Raw genomic sequence first — 21,007 nt, forward strand, 5'->3', positions numbered from 1 at the left:
GGACGTCATGGGGTGCGAGGTGAAGAGTCGCGCGTTTAGCGGGCAAAACGCGCCGACCACCTGGAAAAGAGCAGGTACAGGATCGGCGTTGTGTAGAGCGTCAAGGCCTGGGAGACGATCAGGCCGCCGATGATGGTGATGCCGAGGGGACGGCGGAGATCCGTACCGGGGCCGGTGGCGAGCACCAGCGGCAACGCACCCATGAAGGCGGCGAGCGTCGTCATCATGATCGGCCGGAAGCGCCTCAGGCAGGCTTCATGAATGGCGGTCTCGGGCGCCATGCCATGCCGTCGTTCGGCTTCCAGCGCGAAATCCACCAGCATGATGCCGTTTTTCTTGACGATCCCGATCAGCAGAATGATGCCGATGAAGGCGACGATCGTCAGCTCCGTCCCGCTGATCCACAGTGCCAGAAGCGCACCAAGGCCGGCGGAGGGCAGGGTGGAGATGATCGTCAGCGGATGCAGCAGGCTTTCATAGAGAATCCCGAGAATGATGTAGACGGCGAGAAGCGCTGCGACGATCAGCATCGGCTGGCTTGCCGATGACGTTTTGGCGCTGGCGGCGTCGCCGGCGAATTCCGCGTGCAGCGTATCGGGCAGGTGCATGCCGGAAACGGCGGCCTTCACCGCATCGTTTGCCTGTGAAAGCGTGGTGTCCGCGTCCGTATTGTAGGCGATGGTGACGGAGGGAAACTGGCCCTGATGGTTCACACCAATGGGCGCCAGGCTTCGCTCGACCCTGGCGAAAGCGCTGAGCGGCACTTGGCTTCCAGATGCGCCCGGCACATGGATCTTCAGCACATCGTCAGGCGCTCCGGCGAAATCTGGATAAGCCTCAAGGATGACGCGGTACTGATTGCGCTCGCCATAGACGATCGTGACCTGTCGCTGGGCGAATGCATTGTTGAGCGCCGTGTCGAGCGTGCTCATCGTCACACCCAGACGGTTTGCGGCGGTCCGGTCCACCACCACCTTGGCCTGCAGCCCGTTTGGCTGGCGGTCGCTGTTGACGTCCGTCAGCAGCGGCTCCTGCCGAAGTCTCGCCAGGATGCGCGGCGCCCAGGCGGTCAGCTCGGCGAAGTTGGCGTCCCACAACGTGAATTGATAGGGGGAGTCCGAGGACCGCGCGCCAACGCGGATGTCGCTTGGCGCGAAGAAGGACGTGTCGAGACCCGGAATGACGGCGGTCATCCGTCTTAGCCGGTCGATCACCACGTCGGTGGCATCGCGTCGTCCCGCCGGTTTCAGCGATATCTGCATCTGGCCGCGATTGGCCGTGCCCATCAGGCCGCCACCGACACTGGCGCCGACATTGGCCACCGCCGGATCCCTCTCGACGATCGAAAGCGCCCGGCGCTGAAGCGCGACCATGGCAGGATAAGAAATATCGCTGGCCGCCTGGCTAATGCCCATGACGAAACCCGTATCGTCGCGCGGAACGAAACCCTTGGGGATCTCGGTGTAGAGCCAGCCGGTCAGTCCGACGCAGGCAAGCGTGCTGATGACCGCGAGATGGCGATGATGCAGAACGCCGGAGAGCGTGCGGTCGTAAAAGCCGATCATCCCGCCGCTGCCGCGCGGCTGTGTCGGATCATGCGGTCCCGAACGGTCTTCGGCCTCATGCTTCTTCAGCCGGTGAGCACAGATCATCGGTGTCAGCGTCAGGGAGACGACGGTGGAAACGATGATGGTGAAGGCAAGCGTCAGGGAAAAGCTGAGCAGAAATTTGCCCACCACGCCGCCCATGAAGAACAGCGGGATGAAGGCGGCCATCAGCGACAGGCTGATGGCGATCACCGTAAAACCGATCTGCCTTGCCCCGGCGCGCGCCGCCTCGAGCGGTGGCATGCCGGTCTCCAGATTGGCGTAGATGGCTTCGATCATGACGATCGCATCGTCGACGACAAAACCGCTGGCGACCGCGAGCGCCATCAGCGACAGGTTGTCGACGGACAGGCCCGTCAGCCACATGGCGGCGGAAGCACCGGCGAAGGCGAGCGGCACCGTCAGCCCTGCGGCAAGGGTCGGCACGACACGGCGCAGGAAAACGAAGACGACGGCCATGACCAGCCCGATCGTCGCCAGCAGCGTGGCCTGCATATCGCGCACGCTGGCATGGATGGTGGTCGTCCGGTCGTTCAGCACGTCGATCTCTATGCCGGCGGGGATCAGCCGCTTCAGCTCCGGGATGAGCGACCGCACTGCATCGACCGTCTCCACGACATTGGCGTCCGCCGCCTTGGTGATGTTGATGAGGACCGCCGGCCGGCCATTGAACCAGGCATCGGAGCGGCGGTTGCGCACGCCCGGTTCCACGCTGGCAATGTCGGCGAGCCGCGTGGCCGTGCCGTCGCCCGAGCGGATGATCAGTTGGCCATAATCCTCCGGCTTGGTCAGTTGGGCATTGGCCGAGAGCGCATAAAAGGCATCCGGCCCGTCGATGGCCCCGATCGGCGCCAGAACATTGCCGTTGACGATGGCATTGCGCACGTCATTGGCGGAAAGCCCCATGGCCGCGAGCCGATCCGGGTCGACCCGCACCCGAACGGCCGGCTGGTCGGCTCCGCTGACATTGACGTCCCCCACGCCCTCCACCTGCGAAATGCGCTGAACCAGCACCGTATCGGCCGCATCGAAGATCGTGCTGGCAGCGAGGCTGTCCGATGTGAGCGCGAGCGTCAGGACGGGGGCTGCGGCAGGGTTCGCCTTGCGCATCGAGGGCAGCGTCGGCATGTCGCTCGGCAGATCCGTCGCAGCGGCATTGATTGCCGCCTGCACATCATGCGCAGCACTGTCCACATCGCGCGCGATGTCGAATTGAAGCGTGATGTTGGTCGTGCCGAGCCCGCTTGTCGAGGTCACCTCGGTCAAGCCAGCGATGGCACCCAGATGCCGCTCCAGCGGCGCGGCGACGCTCGACGCCATGCTTTCCGGATCCGCGCCCGGCCGGCTGGCGAAAATGCGGATGGTCGGCAGGTCCACCGCAGGGAGGCTGGAGACGGGCAGAAAGCGATAGGCGACGAGACCGAGCAACATCAGGCCGATGGCCAGAAGCGTGGTGCCGACCGGCCGGTCGATGAAAAATGCCGAGATCTTCATGCCGGCCCGCCGGCCTTCTGGCCCGTTTTTCCTCCAATGAATCGGAAGCGCAGACGGTCCAGCGCCAGATAGATCACCGGCGTGGTGTAGAGCGTCAACACCTGGCTCAAAAACAGCCCGCCGATGATCGAGATGCCGAGGGGAATGCGCAGCTCCGCGCCGGTGCCGTGGGCTAGAGCCAGGGGCAGCGCACCGAACAAGGCCGCAAGCGTCGTCATCATGATCGGGCGAAAGCGCAGCACGGCCGCCTTGACGATGGCGTCACGCGGCAAAAGCCCTTCATGGCGCTCGGCCTCCAGAGCGAAGTCGATCATCATGATCGCGTTCTTCTTGACGATGCCCATGAGCAGAACGATGCCGATCAGCGCGATGATCGACAGATCCTGCCCGAAAAGCATGAGCGCCAAGAGCGCGCCGACGCCGGCCGAAGGCAGCGTCGAGAGGATCGTCACGGGATGAATGGCGCTTTCGTAGAGCAGGCCGAGAACGATGTAGATCGTCACCACCGCCGCCAAAATCAGCCACGGCTCCCCTGCCAGCGAGCGGTCGAACTCCTCAGCGTCGCCGCTGTAGCTGCGCTGGATCGATCCCGGCATGCCGATGTCTCGCTCGGCGGTCTTGATCGTCTCCAGTGCCTGGGAAAGCGAAGCGCCGCGCGCAAGGTCGAAGCTGAGCGTGACGGCAGGAAATTGCTCGCTTCGGCCGATCACCAGTGGCGCGGTCGCGAGACGGACGGTCGCCATGGCCTTGAGCGGCACCATCGCATTGTTGGCGCCTTCGACATAAAGCTGGTCGAGCGCCTTGGGGTCGTCTCGAAAACGCTCGGCTGCCTCGAGAACGACGCGATACTGGTTTGCCTGGCCATAGATGGTGCTGATCTGACGCTGGCCGAAGGCATCGTAGAGCGCGTCGCTGATGGCCTGCATGGACACGCCCAGCCGCGCCGCCGTTTCCCGATCCACATCGATGGCAAGCCGGCCGCCGCCCATCTCCGCATCGGAATTCACATCGATCAGCAGCGGACTTTGCTGCAGGCGGCGCGCTAGGCGGTCCGCCCATTCGGCAACCGTGGCCGTGTTCGTGCCCGTCAGCGTATATTGATAGGGCGCGCGGCTTGCCCGCGTGCTGATCGCGATATCGCGCACGCTCTCGAACGTGGCGCTTATGCCGGGCATATCCGCAACGCGCGCGCGCAGGCGATCGATCAGATCGGCAGCGGAGATCTTGCGCTCATCCTGCGGCTTCAGCACGATCGTGTAGCGCGCCGTATTCAGCGTCAGGTTCGTCGCGCTGGTGCCGATCACCGCAACCACGCTTTCAACGGCCGGATCGGCGCGCAGCCGGTCGCCGACCGTCTGCTGCATGGCCTTCATGACGCTAAAGGAGCTGGTAGGCTCCGCTTCGATCACGGCGGTGATGAGGCCGGTATCCTGCACGGGTAGAAAGCCCTTGGGCACGGCGATGTAGAGCGCGATCGTCACGGCGAGGGTCAGGGCCGTAACACCCAGCATCAGCCAGCTTCGCTGCACCGCCCAGACGAGGCTGCGATGATAACCGTCGTTCAGCCATGCCATGAACCGGTCGCTCAGGCCCAGAAGTCCGGTGTTGCGGGTTTTTGGCGCCCGCAGGATGCGCGCGCACATCATCGGCGTCAGCGTCAGCGACACGACCGCCGAGACGACCACGGCAATCGTCAGCGTCAACGCGAATTCGCGGAACATGCGGCCGACAATGCCGGTCATGAACAGGAGCGGAATGAAGACGGCAATCAGCGAGGCGGTGAGCGACAGAATGGTAAAGCCAATTTCGCCGGCGCCTTTCAGGGCTGCCTGCATTGGCGGCTCGCCCTCCTCGATATGGCGGGCGATGTTCTCGATCATCACGATCGCATCGTCGACGACAAATCCGGTGCCGATGGTGAGCGCCATCAGCGAGAGGTTGTCGAGGCTGAAGCGCGCGAACCACATGATCGCGAAGGTGCCGATCAGCGAGAGCGGCAGTGCGACCCCGGCGATGATCGTGGCCGTCAGCGTGCGCAAAAACAGGAAGACGACGAGGATGACGAGCGCGATGGAGATGGCAAGCGTCAGCTGCACATCGTGGATCGAGGCGCGGATCGTCTCCGTTCGGTCGTTGACGATGTCGAGCGTGACACCGGCAGGCAGGGCCGCCTTCAACCGCGGAAGTTGCCGGCGCACATCCTCCACTGTCTGGATGACGTTGGCCCCCGGCTGGCGCATGATGTCGACGATAACGGCGGGATGTCCCTGGTACCAGGCGCCCAACCGGCTGTTTTCCAGACCTTCGACCACCTCGGCCACATCCGTCAGCCGCACGGGCGCGCCGTTGCGATAGGCGACGATCGTCTGGCGGTAGATGTCGGGATCCTGGATCTGGTCATTGGCCGACAGGGTGAAGGACTGCGTCGTGCCATCCACCGCGCCCTTGGCACCCGAGACATTGGCATTGGCGACCGCCGTGCGCAGATCGTCCAGCGACAGGCCATAGGCGGCAAGGCGGGCGAGGTCTGCCTGGATGCGAACCGCCGGGCGCACACCGCCCTGAATGCGCACGTCTCCGACCCCCGAGACCTCGCTCAGGCGCTGCGACATGATCGTATCGGTAAAGTCGCTCAAATCCCGGATGGAGTAGGTCTGCGAATGCAGCGCAAGGGTGACGATCGGCGTATCCGCCGGATTGACCTTTGCGTAGGTCGGCGGATAGGGCAGCGTCCTCGGCAGGCTGCCGGACGCGGCATTGATCGCCGATTGCACATCTTGGGCGGCGCCGTCGATGTTGCGATCCAGCTTGAACTGCAGCGTAATCTGGCTGATGCCGAAGGCGCTGGAGGAGGTCATGGCCGCGATGGCAGGAATCTGCCCGAGCGGCCGTTCGAGTGGCGCGGTGACCAAAGCGGCCATCGTATCCGGATCGGCGCCCGGCAATTGCGTGGTGATGCGGATCGTCGGAAAATCGACCTGCGGCAGCGGCGCGACCGGCAAAGCGAGGAAGCACAGGATGCCGGCCAGGAGCGTGGCGATCGCAAGCAGCGACGTCGCCACCGGCCGGGCGATGAAGGGCGCAGAGAGGCTCATTTCGCGCTGTCACGTGCTGGCGCGGCCTCTGGATTTGCTGGAGTAGCTCCGGCATTCGAGGCGGCGGGCGCCGTCCTATCGGCAGGCGTTCCGGCATGGTGTTTCCCGTGGCCTGGAATTGAACCCTCGCCTTGCGCCGGCCCACCGTCGGAGGGCGAAGCCGCGCCCGATGCGCTGTCGTGATTGCCGCTCTTGCCGCCGCCCTTGCGGCGTCTGCCGTGGGCCTCATCGGTCAGCGGCACAGCCATTTTCGCGGGATCGGCCTCCTCCGGTGTGGCGACACGCACCTCCGCGCCTTCCTGCAGCCTTGCAAATCCCGTCGTGACGACTTCATCCCCTTGCGTCAGACCGGTTTTGACGACTGCAATGCGGTCATCCTGCATCGTCACATCGACGGGCGCGACGGTGACGGTCTTGTCGTTGCGAACGACATAGCAATAGGTGCCGCCTGGGCCGCGCTGGATGGCGGCGGAGGGAACGGTCAACACATCCTTCATCGTTTCGATGAGCAAGCGCGCATTGACGAAGGCTCCCGGCCAGAGCGCCAGCGCCTCGTTGGCGAATTCCGCCTTCAGCCTGACGGTGCCGGTCGCAGCATCCACCTGGTTGTCGATCACCGTCAGCTTGCCGCTGGCCAGGACCCGTCCACCATCATCGGCAAACACATCGACGGCGAGCGGTCCGCGCCCATTGGCCGCGTTGACGTGTGCAAGCTCCTGCTGCGGGACGGAAAAGATCACCGTGATCGGCTGGATCTGCGCGAGCGTGACAATGCCGTTCGTATCGCCGCTGGAGACGATATTGCCGACATCGACATTACGGATACCGGTGCGGCCATCGATCGGCGCGCGGATGGTCGTGTAATCCAGCTGCGCCTGCGCCGCCTCGATCGCAGCCTGATCCGCCTGAACCTGCGCCTTGTTCTGGGCGACAAGCGCATGCTGATTGTCAAGCTGCTGCTGGCTCGCCACGGCATTGCCGGCCAGCCGCTGCAAGCGCGCATCCTCAAGGACTGCATTTTCGAGAAGCGCGTCGTCCTGCGCCTTCTTGGCGATGGCCTGATCCCGCTGCGCGCGATAGAGCGCATCGTCCAGCCGGGCGATGACCTCGCCCTTTTTGATGTCCTGTCCCTCCTGAAAGCGGATTTCGGTGATGCGACCGCTGACCTGTGCCCGGATCACGACGGCATTGATCGGCCTGACCGTGCCGACGCCTGTCGCGTAGACCGGCACGTCCGCCATCGTGGCCGGCGCGGCGACGACGGGAATGGCACGATCCCGTTTGCTTTGCGGCCCGTCCTGGGCCTTGCCCATCCACGCCAGAGCGAACTTTTGCATCTCCGGCTGCCGGGCCGCATAAGCAAGTGCCGCCATGGTCGCCGCAAGACCAAGCAGGGCAAACTTCGTGCTTCTTTTCATCGATCACCGCGCGTGCCTGACATCCGCCTCCCCGCGCCCGATGAGCGCGTTCGGCCGCGTCAGATAGCGGCGCCACCTGACGAAGAGACGACAAATCAAACACAAGCTAAAAAAAATGCCACTTACAAGACGGTAATGAACGGGGTCATGTGCCGCTCTGGGCAGGCCATCGGATGACGTTTGGTGCCGGCCTCGCCATTGCCGACAATCCGCTTGGCTTTAAGCTGTCCGCCTCAGATCAGCTGCCTGTAAGCCGCCTTGGCAATCGTCTGCAGCCTGGAGAGCGGCAGGTTGCCGACCACGGCACAGCGCACCGTCTCGTCGCCCCAGAACACAGCCTCCAGCTGCTTGACCCGCTGATGCAGGAAAGGACTGTCGGCGTCGGAGGCCGAGGGAGCAACATAAAGGGTCACACGGCGGCCCGCTTCGTCCTCATACATCAGCTGCGCGGCCGCGCCATCGCCGCTCGGCAATAGACGACCGCCGATGAACTGCAGCCCGGAAGCGCTGAGATCGGGCAGATGGAGGGTGCGATCCAGGCGGCGGGACAGCCATTTTTGCAAAACCGGCCCCTGGTCGGCGCCAAGTTCGACCGGCCGCACCATGTCGTCGGCATAAAGGCGATGCGCTTCGACCGCCGTTTCGACCAGACCATTCGCCTGGGCGCCGGGGGATGGCAGCAAAGGGGCGGCTGCCCAGCCGAGGACGATGCCGATTGCCAGCAAGGCTGCCGATGCCGCAAGGCTGCGCCAGCGAAAGCCGCCGGTCCGCGTTGCGGCGGCGATGCGGTGCGGATCCAGTCGCTTCGGCACGTCTTCCTCAGCGATGCGGCCATAAAGCGCCTGCATCATTTCGTTCTGGCGGCGCCAGTCGGCCATGGCCTTTGCGGCATCCGGCGTGGTTTCCAGATAGATTTCCACGGCATGGCGGCGCGCCTCGTCAAGCTCGCCATCGACGAAGGCATGGAGATCATCGGTGGTGATGGGTCTTTCTGCGCCGTTCATTTCACTGCTCTCAGCTTCGGCCCGTCCTCATAGGTGGCTGCCCGTATTGCCGCACGGGCCCGTCCAAGGCGTGACATCAAGGTCCCTAGGGGAATATCGAGAATGCCGGCGGCCTCGGCATAGCTCATCCCTTCCACCGCGACGAGAAGCAACACCTCACGCTGCTCGTCCGGGAGACGATCGATCGCCCGCGCCAGCTCGACAAGAGCAAGTCGTTCGAACGGACTGTCCGGCGCAGCAAGCTCGCCCACAAAATTTTCGATCGGCATCGTCTGCGGCCGGCGCCGCCGCGCCCGCATATCGTTGCGCAGGAGGTTGAGGAGGATGCGAAACAGCCAGGCGCGAAGCGGCCCCTTCGGCGTCCAAAGTCCTTTCTTGCGGATCGCGCGCTCCAGGCAATCCTGAACGAGATCATCCGCCTGATCGCGGTCACGCGTCAGCGCCCGTGCGTAGCGGCGCAAGGCCGGCACGTGTTCGGCGATCTCGTTCAGGAGGTCACCCATGCACCATCAATCCTTCGCGACGTGCCACACGCCGCCAACGCCATCGCCGGTCGTGTCGCCGGGCTTCTTGTCGTTGATCCACAGATAAAGAGGCGAGCCCTCATGCGCCCATTGCTGCTTGCCATCCTTGCGCTTGACGAGGGTAAACTCGCCATCGTCCTTGGCACCTTTGGCCGCAAGAAGCGGTGGCCATTTCTTGGCGCAATCGCCATCGCAGGCCGACGTGCCGCCCGTGTCCTTGTCGAACGTATAAAGCGTCATGCCCTTGGCATCGGTCAAAACCTCTCCCTTGCCGGTGTCACGGGTCTTGATGGCGCCACCGGCCTCGTCTTCGGCATGGGCGGGCGAAAGCGTCGCAGCGGCCATCAGGCCGGCGAGCAGCAGAGAACGTATGAGCATGAAATTTCCTCCAGGCTGTCCAGTTTTCACGAGGTACGCGGACGCCCTGATCGGCGTTCGCTGAGGAGGAGAACACCGCCATGTCGATTTTCATCCCGGACATCGGATGATTTCGCGATTTTTTTTGATCGCCTGATTGTTCGGCGCAAAGACGCGCCGCGGTAGGCGTGGCTCGTCAGGCCTCAGCCATCTCATGCATGTCGATCGGCGGGATCTTGATGATCGGCTCCGGTGCTTCGCCGCTGTCAATAATGGAGAAGACCGCACGCAGCATGGCCGGCACGTCCTGTCGCACCATCTCGATGCCGCCGCCGAGCAGAGTGACGAAGGGATCCCAGTCGAAGCAGCCCATGACGGGCATGTCCTGGCCATAATGGCCGGAGCGCTTGATCCAGTGAACCACCCCTTCCAGCGAGATGGTGGAGTTTACGAACATGCCGCCGGGCATGGCCGAGCCGGAGGCCCAGCGCGCCTCGAGTGCTGCTTCCGCCTTCTCCGGCGCGTAGCCGCAGGGAAGGATGAACGAGGGATCGGGCGAAAGGCCGGCATCCTGATGCGCCGCCTTGAAGCCACGCAGGCGCTCGCCCGTATTGTGGTCGCTCGCCCGCCCGCCCACGAACATCAGCGGGCTCATCTGGCCCAGCCGCTGCTGGCAATTGTCCAGGATGCGGCGGGTCAGGCCATAGGCGCCGGCAAAATTGTCGGAGATGATCGATGGCGCCCGCGAGCCCGGCAGGTCGAGGTTGAGGCTTCTGGCGCCCGCGCTCGTGCAGATATCAGTGATCCGGTCCGGATCGGTAGCGCCGGTGGCGATCAGCCATTCCACCTGGTAGCCGAGCATCTCGCGCGCGGCTTCCACCTCCAGCTCCGGGTCGCGCCGCGTGCAGGTCACGATGGGGAACAGCCCGCGCTCACGCGCCATGGTCTCGAAGGTTTCGACGATGGAGCCGAAATAGCGGTTGTCATATTTCGGCACGATCATACCGACGATGCGCGAGCTCTCGCGGCGCAGCAGGCTGGCCTGCATGTTCACGGCATAGCCCTGCTCTTGCGCAAGCCGGGTCACCTTTTCCGCCAGCTTGGCGCTGATGCGCCGCTTCTTCCACGTTCCGTTCAACACCGAGCTCACCGCGCTGGCCGACGTGCCCGCCAGTTCGGCGAGATCGTAGATGGTCGTCTTCTTGGTCTGGCGGGGCGGAAACTGCACGTCGTTCTCCTGTTCAAGATGTAGCTTGACATCAAATGCGGTGCGTGGCAATCAATGCTCCATCGATTGAGCATCGATGCACAATCGATGATACAGGCTGGCAGTGGAGGGCTGGCCGGGAGCGTCCCTTCAAAACGGCGACAGGCCGACTCGGCGATCCGCATGCTTATCAGCGGTGGGAGCGGGGCGGCGGCGTCCGTCACGCGAAGGGACGAGCGGGAGTGCCCTCGAACGATAACGGGTTGAAATCCCACGGAGGAGACAATGAAGATTAGCACCGTCCTGATGGCGTCCGCCGTCACGCTCTCGGCCGTTTACGGCGCATCCGCAGCCCAGGCCGCCGATACGGTCGCCTTCCTGATGCCGGACCAGGCATCCACGCGCTACGAGCAGCACGATTTTCCCGGCTTCAAGGCCGAGATGGCCAAGCTCTGCGCCGAGTGCACCGTCATCTACCAGAATGCCAATGGCGACGCTTCGTTGCAGCAGCAGCAGTTCAATTCGGTCATGGCCCAAGGCGCCAAGGTCGTCGTAATCGATCCCGTCGATTCCGCTGCAGCCGCTGGCCTGGTCGAGATCGCGCAGTCGCAGGGCGTCAAAGTCGTGGCCTATGACCGGCCGATCCCCAACAAGCCGGCCGACTATTACGTCTCCTTCGACAATGAGAAGATCGGCTACTCGATTGCCAAGTCGCTGGTCGATCATCTCAAGGCCAGTGGCGTCAAGGACGGAGCCGGTGTGCTTCAGATCAACGGCTCGCCGACGGACGCCGCTGCCGGCCTGATCCGGGACGGCATCCATCGCGGCCTGAAAGACTCCGGCTTCAAGACGCTCGCCGAATTCGACACGCCGGAATGGGCACCGCCGAAGGCGCAGGAATGGGCTGCCGGCCAGATCACTCGCTTCGGCGCCGACATCAAAGGCGTGGTGGCTGCCAATGACGGAACGGGCGGCGGCGCCATCGCTGCCTTCAAGGCTGCTGGCGTTAAGCCGGTTCCGCCGGTCACCGGCAATGACGCAACGATCGCCGCTCTGCAGCTGATCATTTCAGGCGACCAGTACAACACCATCTCCAAGCCATCGGAAATCGTCGCTGCCGCCGCCGCCAAGGTCGCCGTCCAGCTTGCCAAGGGCGAAAAGCCGGAAGCGAAGACCACGCTCTACGATACGCCCTCCGAGCTGTTCGTACCGGCGGTCGTCACCGCCGAAAACATCAAGGCCGAAATCTTCGACAAGAAGATCCAAACGGCCGCCGAAGTCTGCACCGGCGAATATGCCGAGGGCTGCAAGAAGCTCGGCATCCAGTAAGCCTGGACAAGCCTGCCCGGCCGCACCGACAGGATCGGCCGGGCCATCCGATCGCCCAGAAAGGCTTCAAGCCATGACCACGACCACAAAGGCCATGCCCGCGAAAGGTGAAACCATTCTGCGGCTCAGCCAGATTTGCAAGAATTTTGGCGCCGTCTCGGCGCTGACCGATATCGACCTCGAGGTGAAGGCCGGAGAAGTCGTCGCGCTGGTGGGAGACAATGGTGCCGGTAAGTCGACGCTGATCAAGGTGCTGGCCGGCGTTCATCAGCCATCTTCCGGCACGATCGACTTCATGGGCCGTCCGGCCTCGCTCGACAGCCCCGGCAAGGCGCTTGAACTGGGTATCGCCACGGTCTTCCAGGATCTGGCGCTCTGCGAAAATCTCGATGTCGTCGCCAATCTTTTCCTCGGCCATGAAATGTCGCCCTGGGCGCTGGATGAGGTTGCGATGGAAGTGCGCGCCTGGACGCTGCTGCGCGAACTCGCCGCGCGCATTCCCTCCGTGCGCCAGCCGATTGCCTCCCTGTCGGGCGGCCAGCGCCAGACCGTGGCCATTGCCCGTTCGCTGCTGCTCGATCCCAAGATCATCATGCTGGACGAGCCGACAGCCGCCCTTGGCGTCGCACAGACCGCCGAGGTGCTCAACCTGATCGAGCGCGTGCGCGACCGCGGCCTCGGCGTCATCATCATCAGCCATAATATGGAGGATGTGCGCGCGGTTGCCGACCGCATCGTCGTCCTGCGGCTTGGCCGCAACAACGGCGTCTTCACGCCTGACGCCTCCAACCAGGAACTCGTGGCCGCCATTACGGGCGCGACGGAAAATTCCGTATCCCGTCGCATGGAGCGCAAATCCGTCCACGCACAGGAACAGACCGGGAGCCTCACATGAGCAAGCCAGCCAACCTCACCCCGGCCCCTGCAGAGGCCCCGCTCGACCGCTCGGACGTGCGCATGCGCCATGATGACAGCATCGGCGCCATGCTGCGCGCCTCGCTGGACAAGGTGCGCTCCGGCGATCTCGGCATGCTGCCCGTCGTTGTCGGCCTCATCGTCATTTCCGTGGTCTTCAGCCTGCTGAACCCGGTGTTCCTGCTGCCGAACAATCTCGTCAACCTGCTCTTCGATTGCGCCACCGTCGGCATCATCTCGCTGGGCATCGTCTGCGTGCTGCTGTTGGGGGAAATCGACCTGTCGGTCGGTTCGATGAGCGGGCTCGCCTCCGCCATGGTCGGCGTGCTCTGGGTCAATCTCGGCTTGGCGCTGCCGCTGGCGATCTTTGCAGGGCTTGCCGCCGGTGCCTGCGTCGGCGCGCTCTACGGCGTTCTTTATAATCGATTGGGCATGCCGAGCTTCGTTGCCACCTTGGCCGGCCTTCTCGCGCTGCTCGGGCTGCAGCTCTATATTCTCGGCCCGACCGGCAGCATCAATCTGCCTTTTGCCTCGGTGCTCGTGCGCTTCGGGCAGATCTATGTAATGCCGGCATGGTTGTCACATCTGCTGGCGCTGGTTCCCGGCGCCGTTATGGTGCTAAGAGGCTTGCGCACTCGGGCTGGCCGCCAAGCCGCTGGGCTTTCCGCACCGCCGCTGAGCGCGCTGATCCTGAAAGCAGGTCTGCTCACCCTCGGTCTGGAATTTGCGGTCTTCTACCTGAACCAGGGTCGCGGCGTGCCGTGGATGTTCGGCCTTCTGATCGCGCTGGTGGTGGTGCTCGATTATGCGCTGACCCGCACGCAATGGGGCCGCTCCATGTTTGCCGTAGGCGGAAACCGCGAAGCCGCGCGCCGCGCCGGCATCAATGTCCGCCGGATCTATATGAGCGCCTTCATGCTGTGCTCGACGCTGGCTGCGCTCGGCGGCATGCTCTCGGCCGCGCGGCTTGCATCCTCCAGCCAGCAGGCCGGCACAGGCGATGTCAACCTCAACGCCATTGCCGCAGCCGTGATCGGCGGCACCAGTCTCTTCGGCGGACGCGGCAGCGCCTATTCGGCCCTGCTCGGCATCATCGTCATCCAGGCGATTTCCAACGGGCTGACGCTGCTCAACCTCAGCTCCTCGCTGCGCTACATGATCACGGGCGCCGTGCTGGCCATCGCCGTCATCGTCGATTCACTTGCCCGCCGCTCCCGCGTCAGCCACGGTCGCGCTTGAGGCAATTGCCCTTTCACACGCAGCGAAGCAGGGCGGAGCGCCCCGCTTCGTCTCGAAGTGAGTTCAATTCAAGGAGAGTTTCATGTCTGAATCGCTGAACGGGAAAGTCGCGGCCATCACTGGCGCCGCCTCGGGCATCGGCCTGGAATGCGCGCGCACGCTGGTTGCCGCCGGCGCAACCGTGGTCCTGATCGACCGTGCGGAAGACCGGCTGAAGACGCTGTGCGCCGAGATCGGCGAGCGGGCCAAGCCGCTGGTGGTCGACCTTTTGAACGGCCCCGAAGTCTCGGCCATGCTGCCGCGCATCCTGGAGATCGCCGGCGGCCTCGACATCTTCCACGCCAATGCCGGCGCCTATATTGGCGGCCCTGTTGCCGAGGGTGACCCCGATGCCTGGGACCGCATGCTGAACCTCAACATCAACGCCGCCTTCCGCAGCGTTCATGCCGTTCTGCCGCATATGATCGCGCAGAAATCCGGCGACATCCTCTTTACCAGCTCGATCGCCGGTGTGGTGCCGGTGATCTGGGAGCCGATCTATACGGCCTCGAAATTCGCTGTTCAGGCCTTCGTCCATTCCACGCGCCGCCAGGTGTCGCAGCATGGCGTGCGTGTCGGCGCGGTCTTGCCCGGCCCTGTTGTTACCGCGCTGCTCGACGATTGGCCGAAGGAGAAGATGGACGAAGCGCTGGCCAATGGCAGCCTGATGCAGCCGAAGGAAGTGGCCGACGCCGTGCTCTTCATGCTGACGCGCCCGCGCAACGTCACGATCCGCGATCTCGTCATCGTGCCGAACAGCGTCGACCTCTAGAGCCCTTGTTTCGCGTCGGATCTTCGGAAAAGCCGGTCGCCGCTTGTCCGGCCGATGCTCCAAGGCGATGCTGGCAGAAGCCCTCTGCGCCCGGCGGGGGGGCCGAGCGTCAACATCATCAGTGGAAGCGGAGTGCGGAGCATAGGCCTGCATCCGCTTTGAATGAAACGCGACCAGACCTTTCTGAAGCGAGACTTGACCATGCCAGACCAGCGCCAGGACACCGCGAACGCCACCTATGTCGTGGGAGTCGATGTGGGAACGGGCAGCGCCCGTGCCGGGCTCTTCGCCCTTGACGGCACCATGCTGGCCACCGCGAAGCGCGATATCACGCTCTACCGCGAAGCCGGAGATATTGCCGAGCAATCCAGCCGCGAAATCTGGGATGCGGTCTGCGCCAGCGTCCGTGAGACGGTGATATCTGCCGGCGTTGATCCTGCCGCCGTGGTCGGCATCGGCTTCGATGCCACCTGCTCTCTAGTGGTCCTCGGCCAAGGCGGTGCCTCCCTGCCGGTCGGCGCCAGCGGGAACGCGGATCGTGACATCATCGTCTGGATGGACCACCGTGCCGTTGAACAGGCCGAGCGGATCAATGCGCTCGGCCATCCGGTGCTTGCCTATGTCGGCGGCAAGATCTCGCCTGAGATGGAAACCCCGAAGCTGCTCTGGCTCAAGGAAAACCGGCCGGACGTATTCAACGCGGCGTGGCAATTCTTCGATCTGGCGGATTTTCTCACCTGGCGCGCGACCGGCGACCTCGCCCGTTCAACCTGCACGGTAACCTGCAAATGGACCTATCTCGCGCATGAGAAGCGCTGGGACGCCGATTATTTCCAAAAGATCGGCCTTGGAGAATTGGCAGAGGAGGGATTTTCGCGTATCGGCCAGACCATTGTCGAGCCGGGCAGTGCGCTTGCCGGTGGGCTCACGGCGGAAGCGGCCGCAGCACTGGGCCTGAAGCCCGGCACGGCCGTTGCCGCCGGCATGATCGACGCGCATGCCGGGGGTATCGGCACGGTCGGCTACGGCGGCAAGCCCGAGGAGAACATGGCCTATGTCTTCGGCACCTCCTCCTGCACCATGTCGTCTACGGCGGAGCCCGTCTTCGTGCCGGGCGTCTGGGGACCTTACTATTCGGCCATGGTTCCGGGCATGTGGTTGAACGAGGGCGGCCAGAGCGCGGCAGGTGCGGCAATCGACCAGCTGATCGCCTTTCACCCTTACGCTTCACGGGCAGCCGAGGCGGCAGCGGCGCAGAATGTGCCGCTGCCCGTCTTCCTCGCGGAACTGGCCGGGGCGAAGCTGGCTTCGCCATCCGAGGCGGTGCGGCTGGTGAAAGGTCTGCATGTCGTGCCGGAATTTCTCGGCAATCGCGCGCCCTTTGCCGACCCTCATGCCCGCGCAATTATCGCCGGGCTCGGCATGGACCGGGACGAGGACAGCCTGGTCGCGCTTTATGTCGCCGGCCTCTATGGCATTGGTTATGGGCTGAAAGAGATTATCGAGGCCCAGGCGCAGTCCGGTGCCGAGATCGCGCGCATCGTCATCAGCGGTGGGGCAGGTCAACATGATGTCGTCCGGCAGTGGCTGGCGGATGCGGCAGGCAAGCCGGTAGTGGCACCCAAGGCGGCCGAACCCGTCCTGCTCGGCGCGGCACTGCTCGGCGCACTGGCGGCCGGCAGCTTTCCCGACGCCCGCGCAGCGATGCACGCACTTTCGGCCGCCGACCGCGTCTATATACCTGCCGGAGGTGCCATCGCCGAGGCCCATGCCGCGCGATATGCGGCATTCCAAAGCTTGCAGGCGGCGGCGCGCGACGTTCGCGGTTGCTGAAGGCACGAAGGCGATGGGCGGAGCACGGCCGCCCGCGCACCTCTCACGTCACAGCGTTCCAAGCGTGCTAACCCAAGTGCAACGACGCTCGTCATTTTTGATCAAATGTCACGTCGGTGCGGATATTCATCTCTAAACGATGCCATCTTCGGAACGATTTTCTCTAAAGGCTTCGATAGAGAAACGTGGTTGCCTGGCCACCATGCGAGCGCTTGTCTAGCTTGGCCCTCTATTTGGCGGAGATTTTTGATGAAACGTCTATTGCTTGTCGGCACGGTTCTGGCCGCGCTGGTGTCGGGCCCTGCCTTGGCGGAAACACCGGGCAAGATCCTGAATGCTTCCTACGATATTTCGCGTGAGCTGTTTGTCGCCGTCAACAAGGCCTTCATCGCCAAGTACAAGGCGGACACCGGCAAGGACTTGCAGATCGACCAGTCGCATGCCGGCTCCTCCAAGCAAGCGCGCTCGATCCTTGAAGGTCTGGAAGCTGATGTCGTCACCTTCAACCAGAGCACGGACATCGATCAGCTGGTGAAGGGCGGCTTCGTTTCAGCCGATTGGCGCAAGAGCTTCGCCAATGACGCCTCGCCCTATTATTCCTTCCCCGCCTTCCTGGTGCGCGCCGGCAATCCCAAGCAGATCAAGAATTGGGACGATCTCGTGCGCGACGATGTCAAGGTGATCTTCCCCAACCCGAAGACCTCGGGTAATGCGCGCTATACCTATCTGGCCGCTTACGCCTTCGCCAAGCAGGCCTATGGCAATGATGAGGCCAAGGCGACCGCCTTCGTCAAGAAGCTGTTCGACAATGTGCCGGTCTTCGACACCGGGGGACGCGCCGCCACAACGACCTTTGCCGAGCGCAATATCGGCGATGTGCTGATCACCTTCGAAGCCGAGACACGCGGCATCGCCAAGGAGCTTGGCTCCGACAAGTTCCAGGTGATCGTTCCGCCCGTTAGCCTCAAGGCCGATTTCCCCGTTGCCGTGGTCGACAAGGTCGTGGATCAGCGCGGCTCGCGCGAGATCGCCAAGGCCTATCTGTCGTTCCTCTACACGGCCGATGGCCAGAAGATCCTTGCCGAAAACGGCAACCGCGTGAATGAGCCGTCCGTGGTCGATGCATTCAAGGATCAGTTTCCGACCACTCAGCTGCTGACGGTCAACGACGTCTTTGGCGGCTGGGACAAGGTGCAGAAGGAACACTTCGCCTCGGGCGGCCTGCTCGACCAGATCTACGGGCAACGCTGATCGCTTGGAAGCCGACCGACGGCATTGACTGACGATCTCGGCACCTGACACACATCCGTCTCGAACCGCTCGCGGCCAAACCTGTTTGGCCGCGATGGTCGTTCTTGCAATCCCCGCCTGGTTTCTGCATGAAGCCGCCACCCGCTGTCGGCAAAGCTTCCTGCTTGTCTGAAAAGGAAATCGCGTGAAGCAACGCGTTCTGCCAGGTCTGTCCCTGTCGCTCGGCGTGACGCTGTTCTACGCAGCTTTGATCATCGCCCTGCCGGTTCTGGCCCTGGTCTTCAAGGCAGCAAGCCTTGGTCCGGCCGCTTACTGGCAGATCGTCACCTCCGAGCGTGCGCTGGCGAGCTATCGTGTCACGGCCCTGTCCGCCCTGGCCGCCACCGTCTTCAACTTCTTCTTCGGCCTTGCGCTTGCCTGGGTGCTGGTGCGCTATCGCTTTCCCGGCCGCCGTCTGCTCGACGCCGTGGTCGATCTGCCGTTCGCCCTGCCAACGGCCGTGGCCGGCATTGCGCTGACGACCCTGTTCGCGCCCGGCGGCTGGTTCGGTCACGTGCTCGATCCCTTGGGCATTCGCGTCGCCTATACCCCGCTCGGCATCATGCTGGCCATGTGCTTCACCAGCCTGCCCTTTATCGTGCGCACGGTGCAGCCGGTGCTGGAGGAGCTTGATCCGGCACTCGAAGAGGCCGGACAGTCGCTCGGAGCGAGCGACCGCGAAATTTTCACCCGTGTCATCCTGCCGCTTCTGGCGCCGTCGATTCTTGCGGGCCTCTCGCTGTCGTTCGCCCGCAGCCTCGGCGAATTCGGGGCGATCATCTTCATCGCCGGCAACCAGCCGATGTCGACCGAGATCACCGCACTGCTCGTCTTCATCCGGCTGGAGGAATATGAATATCAGGCTGCGGCGGCGATTGCGTCGGTGCTGCTCATCACCGCCTTCGTCATGCTGGCCTTGACCAATATCCTGCAGCGACGCGCGCTGCGCTATATGCAGCGAGGCTGACCCATGCCCCATTCCACCCGGCCCGCGCGTGTGGGCGAAGGCACGGGCGTGCGCCGCACCTTGATTGGCTTCGTTCTGGTCATCTCGGCCTTGCTGGTCGTCGCCCCGCTCTGCGTCATCGCGGTCGAAGCCTTTTCCAAGGGCGTCGGCGTTTTCGCCGCCACCATCGCTCATCCCGATACGCGCAGCGCCATCCTCATGACGCTTGCCACGGCGCTGATTGCCGTGCCCGTTAACACCGCCTTCGGCCTTGCGGCCGCCTGGTCGATCACGAAGTTCGACTTTCCCGGCCGCAGCCTTCTTCTGATCCTGATCGAAATTCCCTTTTCGGTTTCTCCCATCGTCGCCGGTGTCGCCTATCTCTTCGTCTATGGCATGCAGGGTCTCTTTGGTCCGCTCCTGCAAGATGCGGGTATCAAGATCCTCTTTGCGCTTCCGGGCATCGTGCTCGCCTCGATGTTCGTGACCGCGCCCTTCGTCGCGCGTGAGCTCATTCCCCTGATGCAGGCGCAGGGAAGGGATCTGGAAGAGGCCGCCACCTCGCTCGGCGCGTCCGGCTGGCAGACCTTCCGTACAGTGACGCTGCCCAATATCAAATGGGCGCTGCTCTACGGTGTCATTCTCTGCAATGCCCGGGTGATGGGCGAATTCGGCGCCGTGTCGATCGTCTCAGGCAATATTCGCGGCCAGACCAATACGCTGCCGCTCCATATCGAACTGCTCTACCATGATTATCAGACGGCGGGCGCTTTTGCGGCGGCGCTGATCCTGACGGTCATCGCAGTTTTCACCATCATCGCCAAGGTGCTCCTGGAGCGGCGCGGCGCCGGCCGCGTTCGCCCCATCGTCGCTACGCTCGGCACCGCCGAGGCAAAGGACCAGCCATGAAGATCGCGCTCGATCACGTCGTCAAGACCTTCAACACCTTCCGCGCCGTGCATGATGTCTCGCTGACGGTGGAAAGCGGCGAGCTGGTGGCGCTGCTCGGCCCTTCCGGGTCTGGAAAGACCACGCTGCTGCGCATGGTGGCGGGCCTCGAATTTCCCGATGACGGGCACATTCTCTTCGGTGGCGAGGATGCGACGCTGATCCCGGTGCGCGAGCGCGGCGTCGGCTTTGTCTTTCAGCACTACGCCCTGTTCCCGCATATGACGGTGGCCGACAACATCGCTTTCGGCATGCGCACGGCGCGCGCCGCCAAGCGCTCGCGCGCGGAGATTTCCGCCCGGGTTGCGGAGCTTCTGCGTCTGGTCCAGCTGGACGGGCTGGGCGATCGCTTCCCGGCCCAGATCTCCGGCGGTCAGCGCCAGCGTGTCGCGCTCGCCCGCGCGCTTGCTGTCGATCCGAAAGTGCTGCTCCTCGATGAGCCCTTCGGCGCGCTCGACGCCAATGTCCGGCGCGATCTGCGCCGCTGGCTGCGGGAAATTCATGCCGAGCTCGGCATCACCACCCTCTTCGTCACGCACGACCAGGAGGAAGCGCTGGATCTGGCCGACCGCGTCGTCATCCTCCATCAAGGCAAGATCGTTCAGCAAGGCACCCCACGGGCTGTGACACGAACTCCAAACTCCGCCTTCGTCATGCGGTTTCTGGGCGACACGCATCGCATTTCAGCCAGAGCGCAAGGCGGCAGGGTCGAGCTTGGCGCGCTGACCCTGGACGCGCCGGATGTCGCCGACGGACCGGCAGAGATCTATGTCCGTCCGGCCGATCTGGAGTGGACACGCAGTGGGCCAGGCCTTGCCGCCACGGTGACGCGCGTCATCGACAGGCCCGGTGCGCGGCGGCTACAGGTTCTTGCCGGTGGCGACGTGTTGGAGCTCGACGTCGCGCCCGAGGTAGAGGTGGCGGAAGGTGAGGCCGGCCAATTGCGCATCGTCCGCTCGCGAATCTTCGCCGCATCCTGACCGGCGCCGG

General features: G+C 63.9%; 16 protein-coding genes. 9 read left to right on the forward strand and 7 right to left on the reverse strand.

Going from position 1 to position 21,007, the window contains the following annotated elements:
- Positions 1-35: 35 nt before the first annotated feature.
- The 7 genes from BMX61_RS07400 to BMX61_RS07430 all read right to left on the reverse strand — a co-directional run bounded on the left by BMX61_RS07400 (position 36) and on the right by BMX61_RS07430 (position 10,727).
- A complete protein-coding gene (locus BMX61_RS07400) occupies positions 36-3,101 on the reverse strand; it encodes an efflux RND transporter permease subunit (RefSeq protein ID WP_075626017.1) in 3,066 nt (1,021 codons plus the stop codon).
- The gene (locus tag BMX61_RS07405) at positions 3,098-6,196 is read right to left on the reverse strand and encodes a multidrug efflux RND transporter permease subunit (RefSeq protein ID WP_075626016.1); all 3,099 of its coding nucleotides are present in this window, start codon (positions 6,194-6,196) and stop codon (positions 3,098-3,100) included. The genes BMX61_RS07400 and BMX61_RS07405 overlap by 4 nt, the downstream gene beginning before the upstream one ends.
- On the reverse strand, positions 6,193-7,614 hold the full coding sequence (locus tag BMX61_RS07410; protein ID WP_075626015.1) for an efflux RND transporter periplasmic adaptor subunit: 1,422 nt from the start codon (positions 7,612-7,614) through the stop codon (positions 6,193-6,195). The genes BMX61_RS07405 and BMX61_RS07410 overlap by 4 nt, the downstream gene beginning before the upstream one ends.
- A gap of 233 nt (positions 7,615-7,847) precedes the next feature.
- A complete protein-coding gene (locus tag BMX61_RS07415; protein ID WP_075626014.1) occupies positions 7,848-8,618 on the reverse strand; it encodes an anti-sigma factor family protein in 771 nt (256 codons plus the stop codon).
- Complete coding sequence (locus BMX61_RS07420) at positions 8,615-9,121, reverse strand: sigma-70 family RNA polymerase sigma factor (RefSeq protein ID WP_075626013.1); 507 nt, start codon at positions 9,119-9,121, stop codon at positions 8,615-8,617. Before BMX61_RS07420 ends, BMX61_RS07415 begins: the two co-directional genes overlap by 4 nt.
- A 6-nt stretch (positions 9,122-9,127) precedes the next feature.
- Positions 9,128-9,520: a COG4315 family predicted lipoprotein gene (locus tag BMX61_RS07425; RefSeq protein WP_075626012.1), complete on the reverse strand. Its 393-nt coding sequence runs from the start codon at positions 9,518-9,520 to the stop codon at positions 9,128-9,130.
- A 175-nt stretch (positions 9,521-9,695) separates the two neighbouring features.
- The gene (locus tag BMX61_RS07430; RefSeq protein WP_075626066.1) at positions 9,696-10,727 is read right to left on the reverse strand and encodes a LacI family DNA-binding transcriptional regulator; all 1,032 of its coding nucleotides are present in this window, start codon (positions 10,725-10,727) and stop codon (positions 9,696-9,698) included.
- A 285-nt stretch (positions 10,728-11,012) separates the two neighbouring features.
- Here BMX61_RS07430 and BMX61_RS07435 point away from each other — a divergent pair, with 285 nt between their 5' ends.
- The 9 genes from BMX61_RS07435 (at position 11,013) to BMX61_RS07475 (ending at position 20,997) form a co-directional block, all read left to right on the forward strand.
- Positions 11,013-12,035, forward strand: coding sequence for an ABC transporter substrate-binding protein (locus BMX61_RS07435; protein WP_407703754.1), 1,023 nt, complete (start codon positions 11,013-11,015; stop codon positions 12,033-12,035).
- Between the two features lie 73 nt (positions 12,036-12,108).
- Entirely contained in the window at positions 12,109-12,930 is an 822-nt protein-coding gene (locus tag BMX61_RS07440; RefSeq protein WP_170854911.1) for an ATP-binding cassette domain-containing protein, read from the forward strand.
- Entirely contained in the window at positions 12,927-14,189 is a 1,263-nt protein-coding gene (locus tag BMX61_RS07445; protein WP_075626010.1) for a sugar ABC transporter permease, read from the forward strand. The genes BMX61_RS07440 and BMX61_RS07445 overlap by 4 nt, the downstream gene beginning before the upstream one ends.
- A gap of 82 nt (positions 14,190-14,271) precedes the next feature.
- A complete protein-coding gene (locus BMX61_RS07450; protein ID WP_075626009.1) occupies positions 14,272-15,000 on the forward strand; it encodes an SDR family oxidoreductase in 729 nt (242 codons plus the stop codon).
- Between the two features lie 201 nt (positions 15,001-15,201).
- Entirely contained in the window at positions 15,202-16,833 is a 1,632-nt protein-coding gene (locus BMX61_RS07455; protein WP_075626064.1) for an FGGY-family carbohydrate kinase, read from the forward strand.
- Positions 16,834-17,082: 249 nt separating this feature from the next.
- A complete protein-coding gene (locus tag BMX61_RS07460; protein WP_075626008.1) occupies positions 17,083-18,084 on the forward strand; it encodes a sulfate ABC transporter substrate-binding protein in 1,002 nt (333 codons plus the stop codon).
- Positions 18,085-18,268: 184 nt separating this feature from the next.
- The gene (gene cysT / locus BMX61_RS07465) at positions 18,269-19,090 is read left to right on the forward strand and encodes a sulfate ABC transporter permease subunit CysT (RefSeq protein WP_075626007.1); all 822 of its coding nucleotides are present in this window, start codon (positions 18,269-18,271) and stop codon (positions 19,088-19,090) included.
- Between the two features lie 3 nt (positions 19,091-19,093).
- Entirely contained in the window at positions 19,094-19,978 is an 885-nt protein-coding gene (cysW, locus tag BMX61_RS07470; protein ID WP_075626006.1) for a sulfate ABC transporter permease subunit CysW, read from the forward strand.
- Positions 19,975-20,997, forward strand: coding sequence for a sulfate/molybdate ABC transporter ATP-binding protein (locus BMX61_RS07475; RefSeq protein WP_075626005.1), 1,023 nt, complete (start codon positions 19,975-19,977; stop codon positions 20,995-20,997). Before cysW ends, BMX61_RS07475 begins: the two co-directional genes overlap by 4 nt.
- The last annotated feature ends 10 nt before the right edge of the window (positions 20,998-21,007 follow it).

Origin of the sequence: Xaviernesmea oryzae (genome assembly GCF_900109605.1) — a bacterium.
Lineage (GTDB): Bacteria > Pseudomonadota > Alphaproteobacteria > Rhizobiales > Rhizobiaceae > Xaviernesmea > Xaviernesmea oryzae.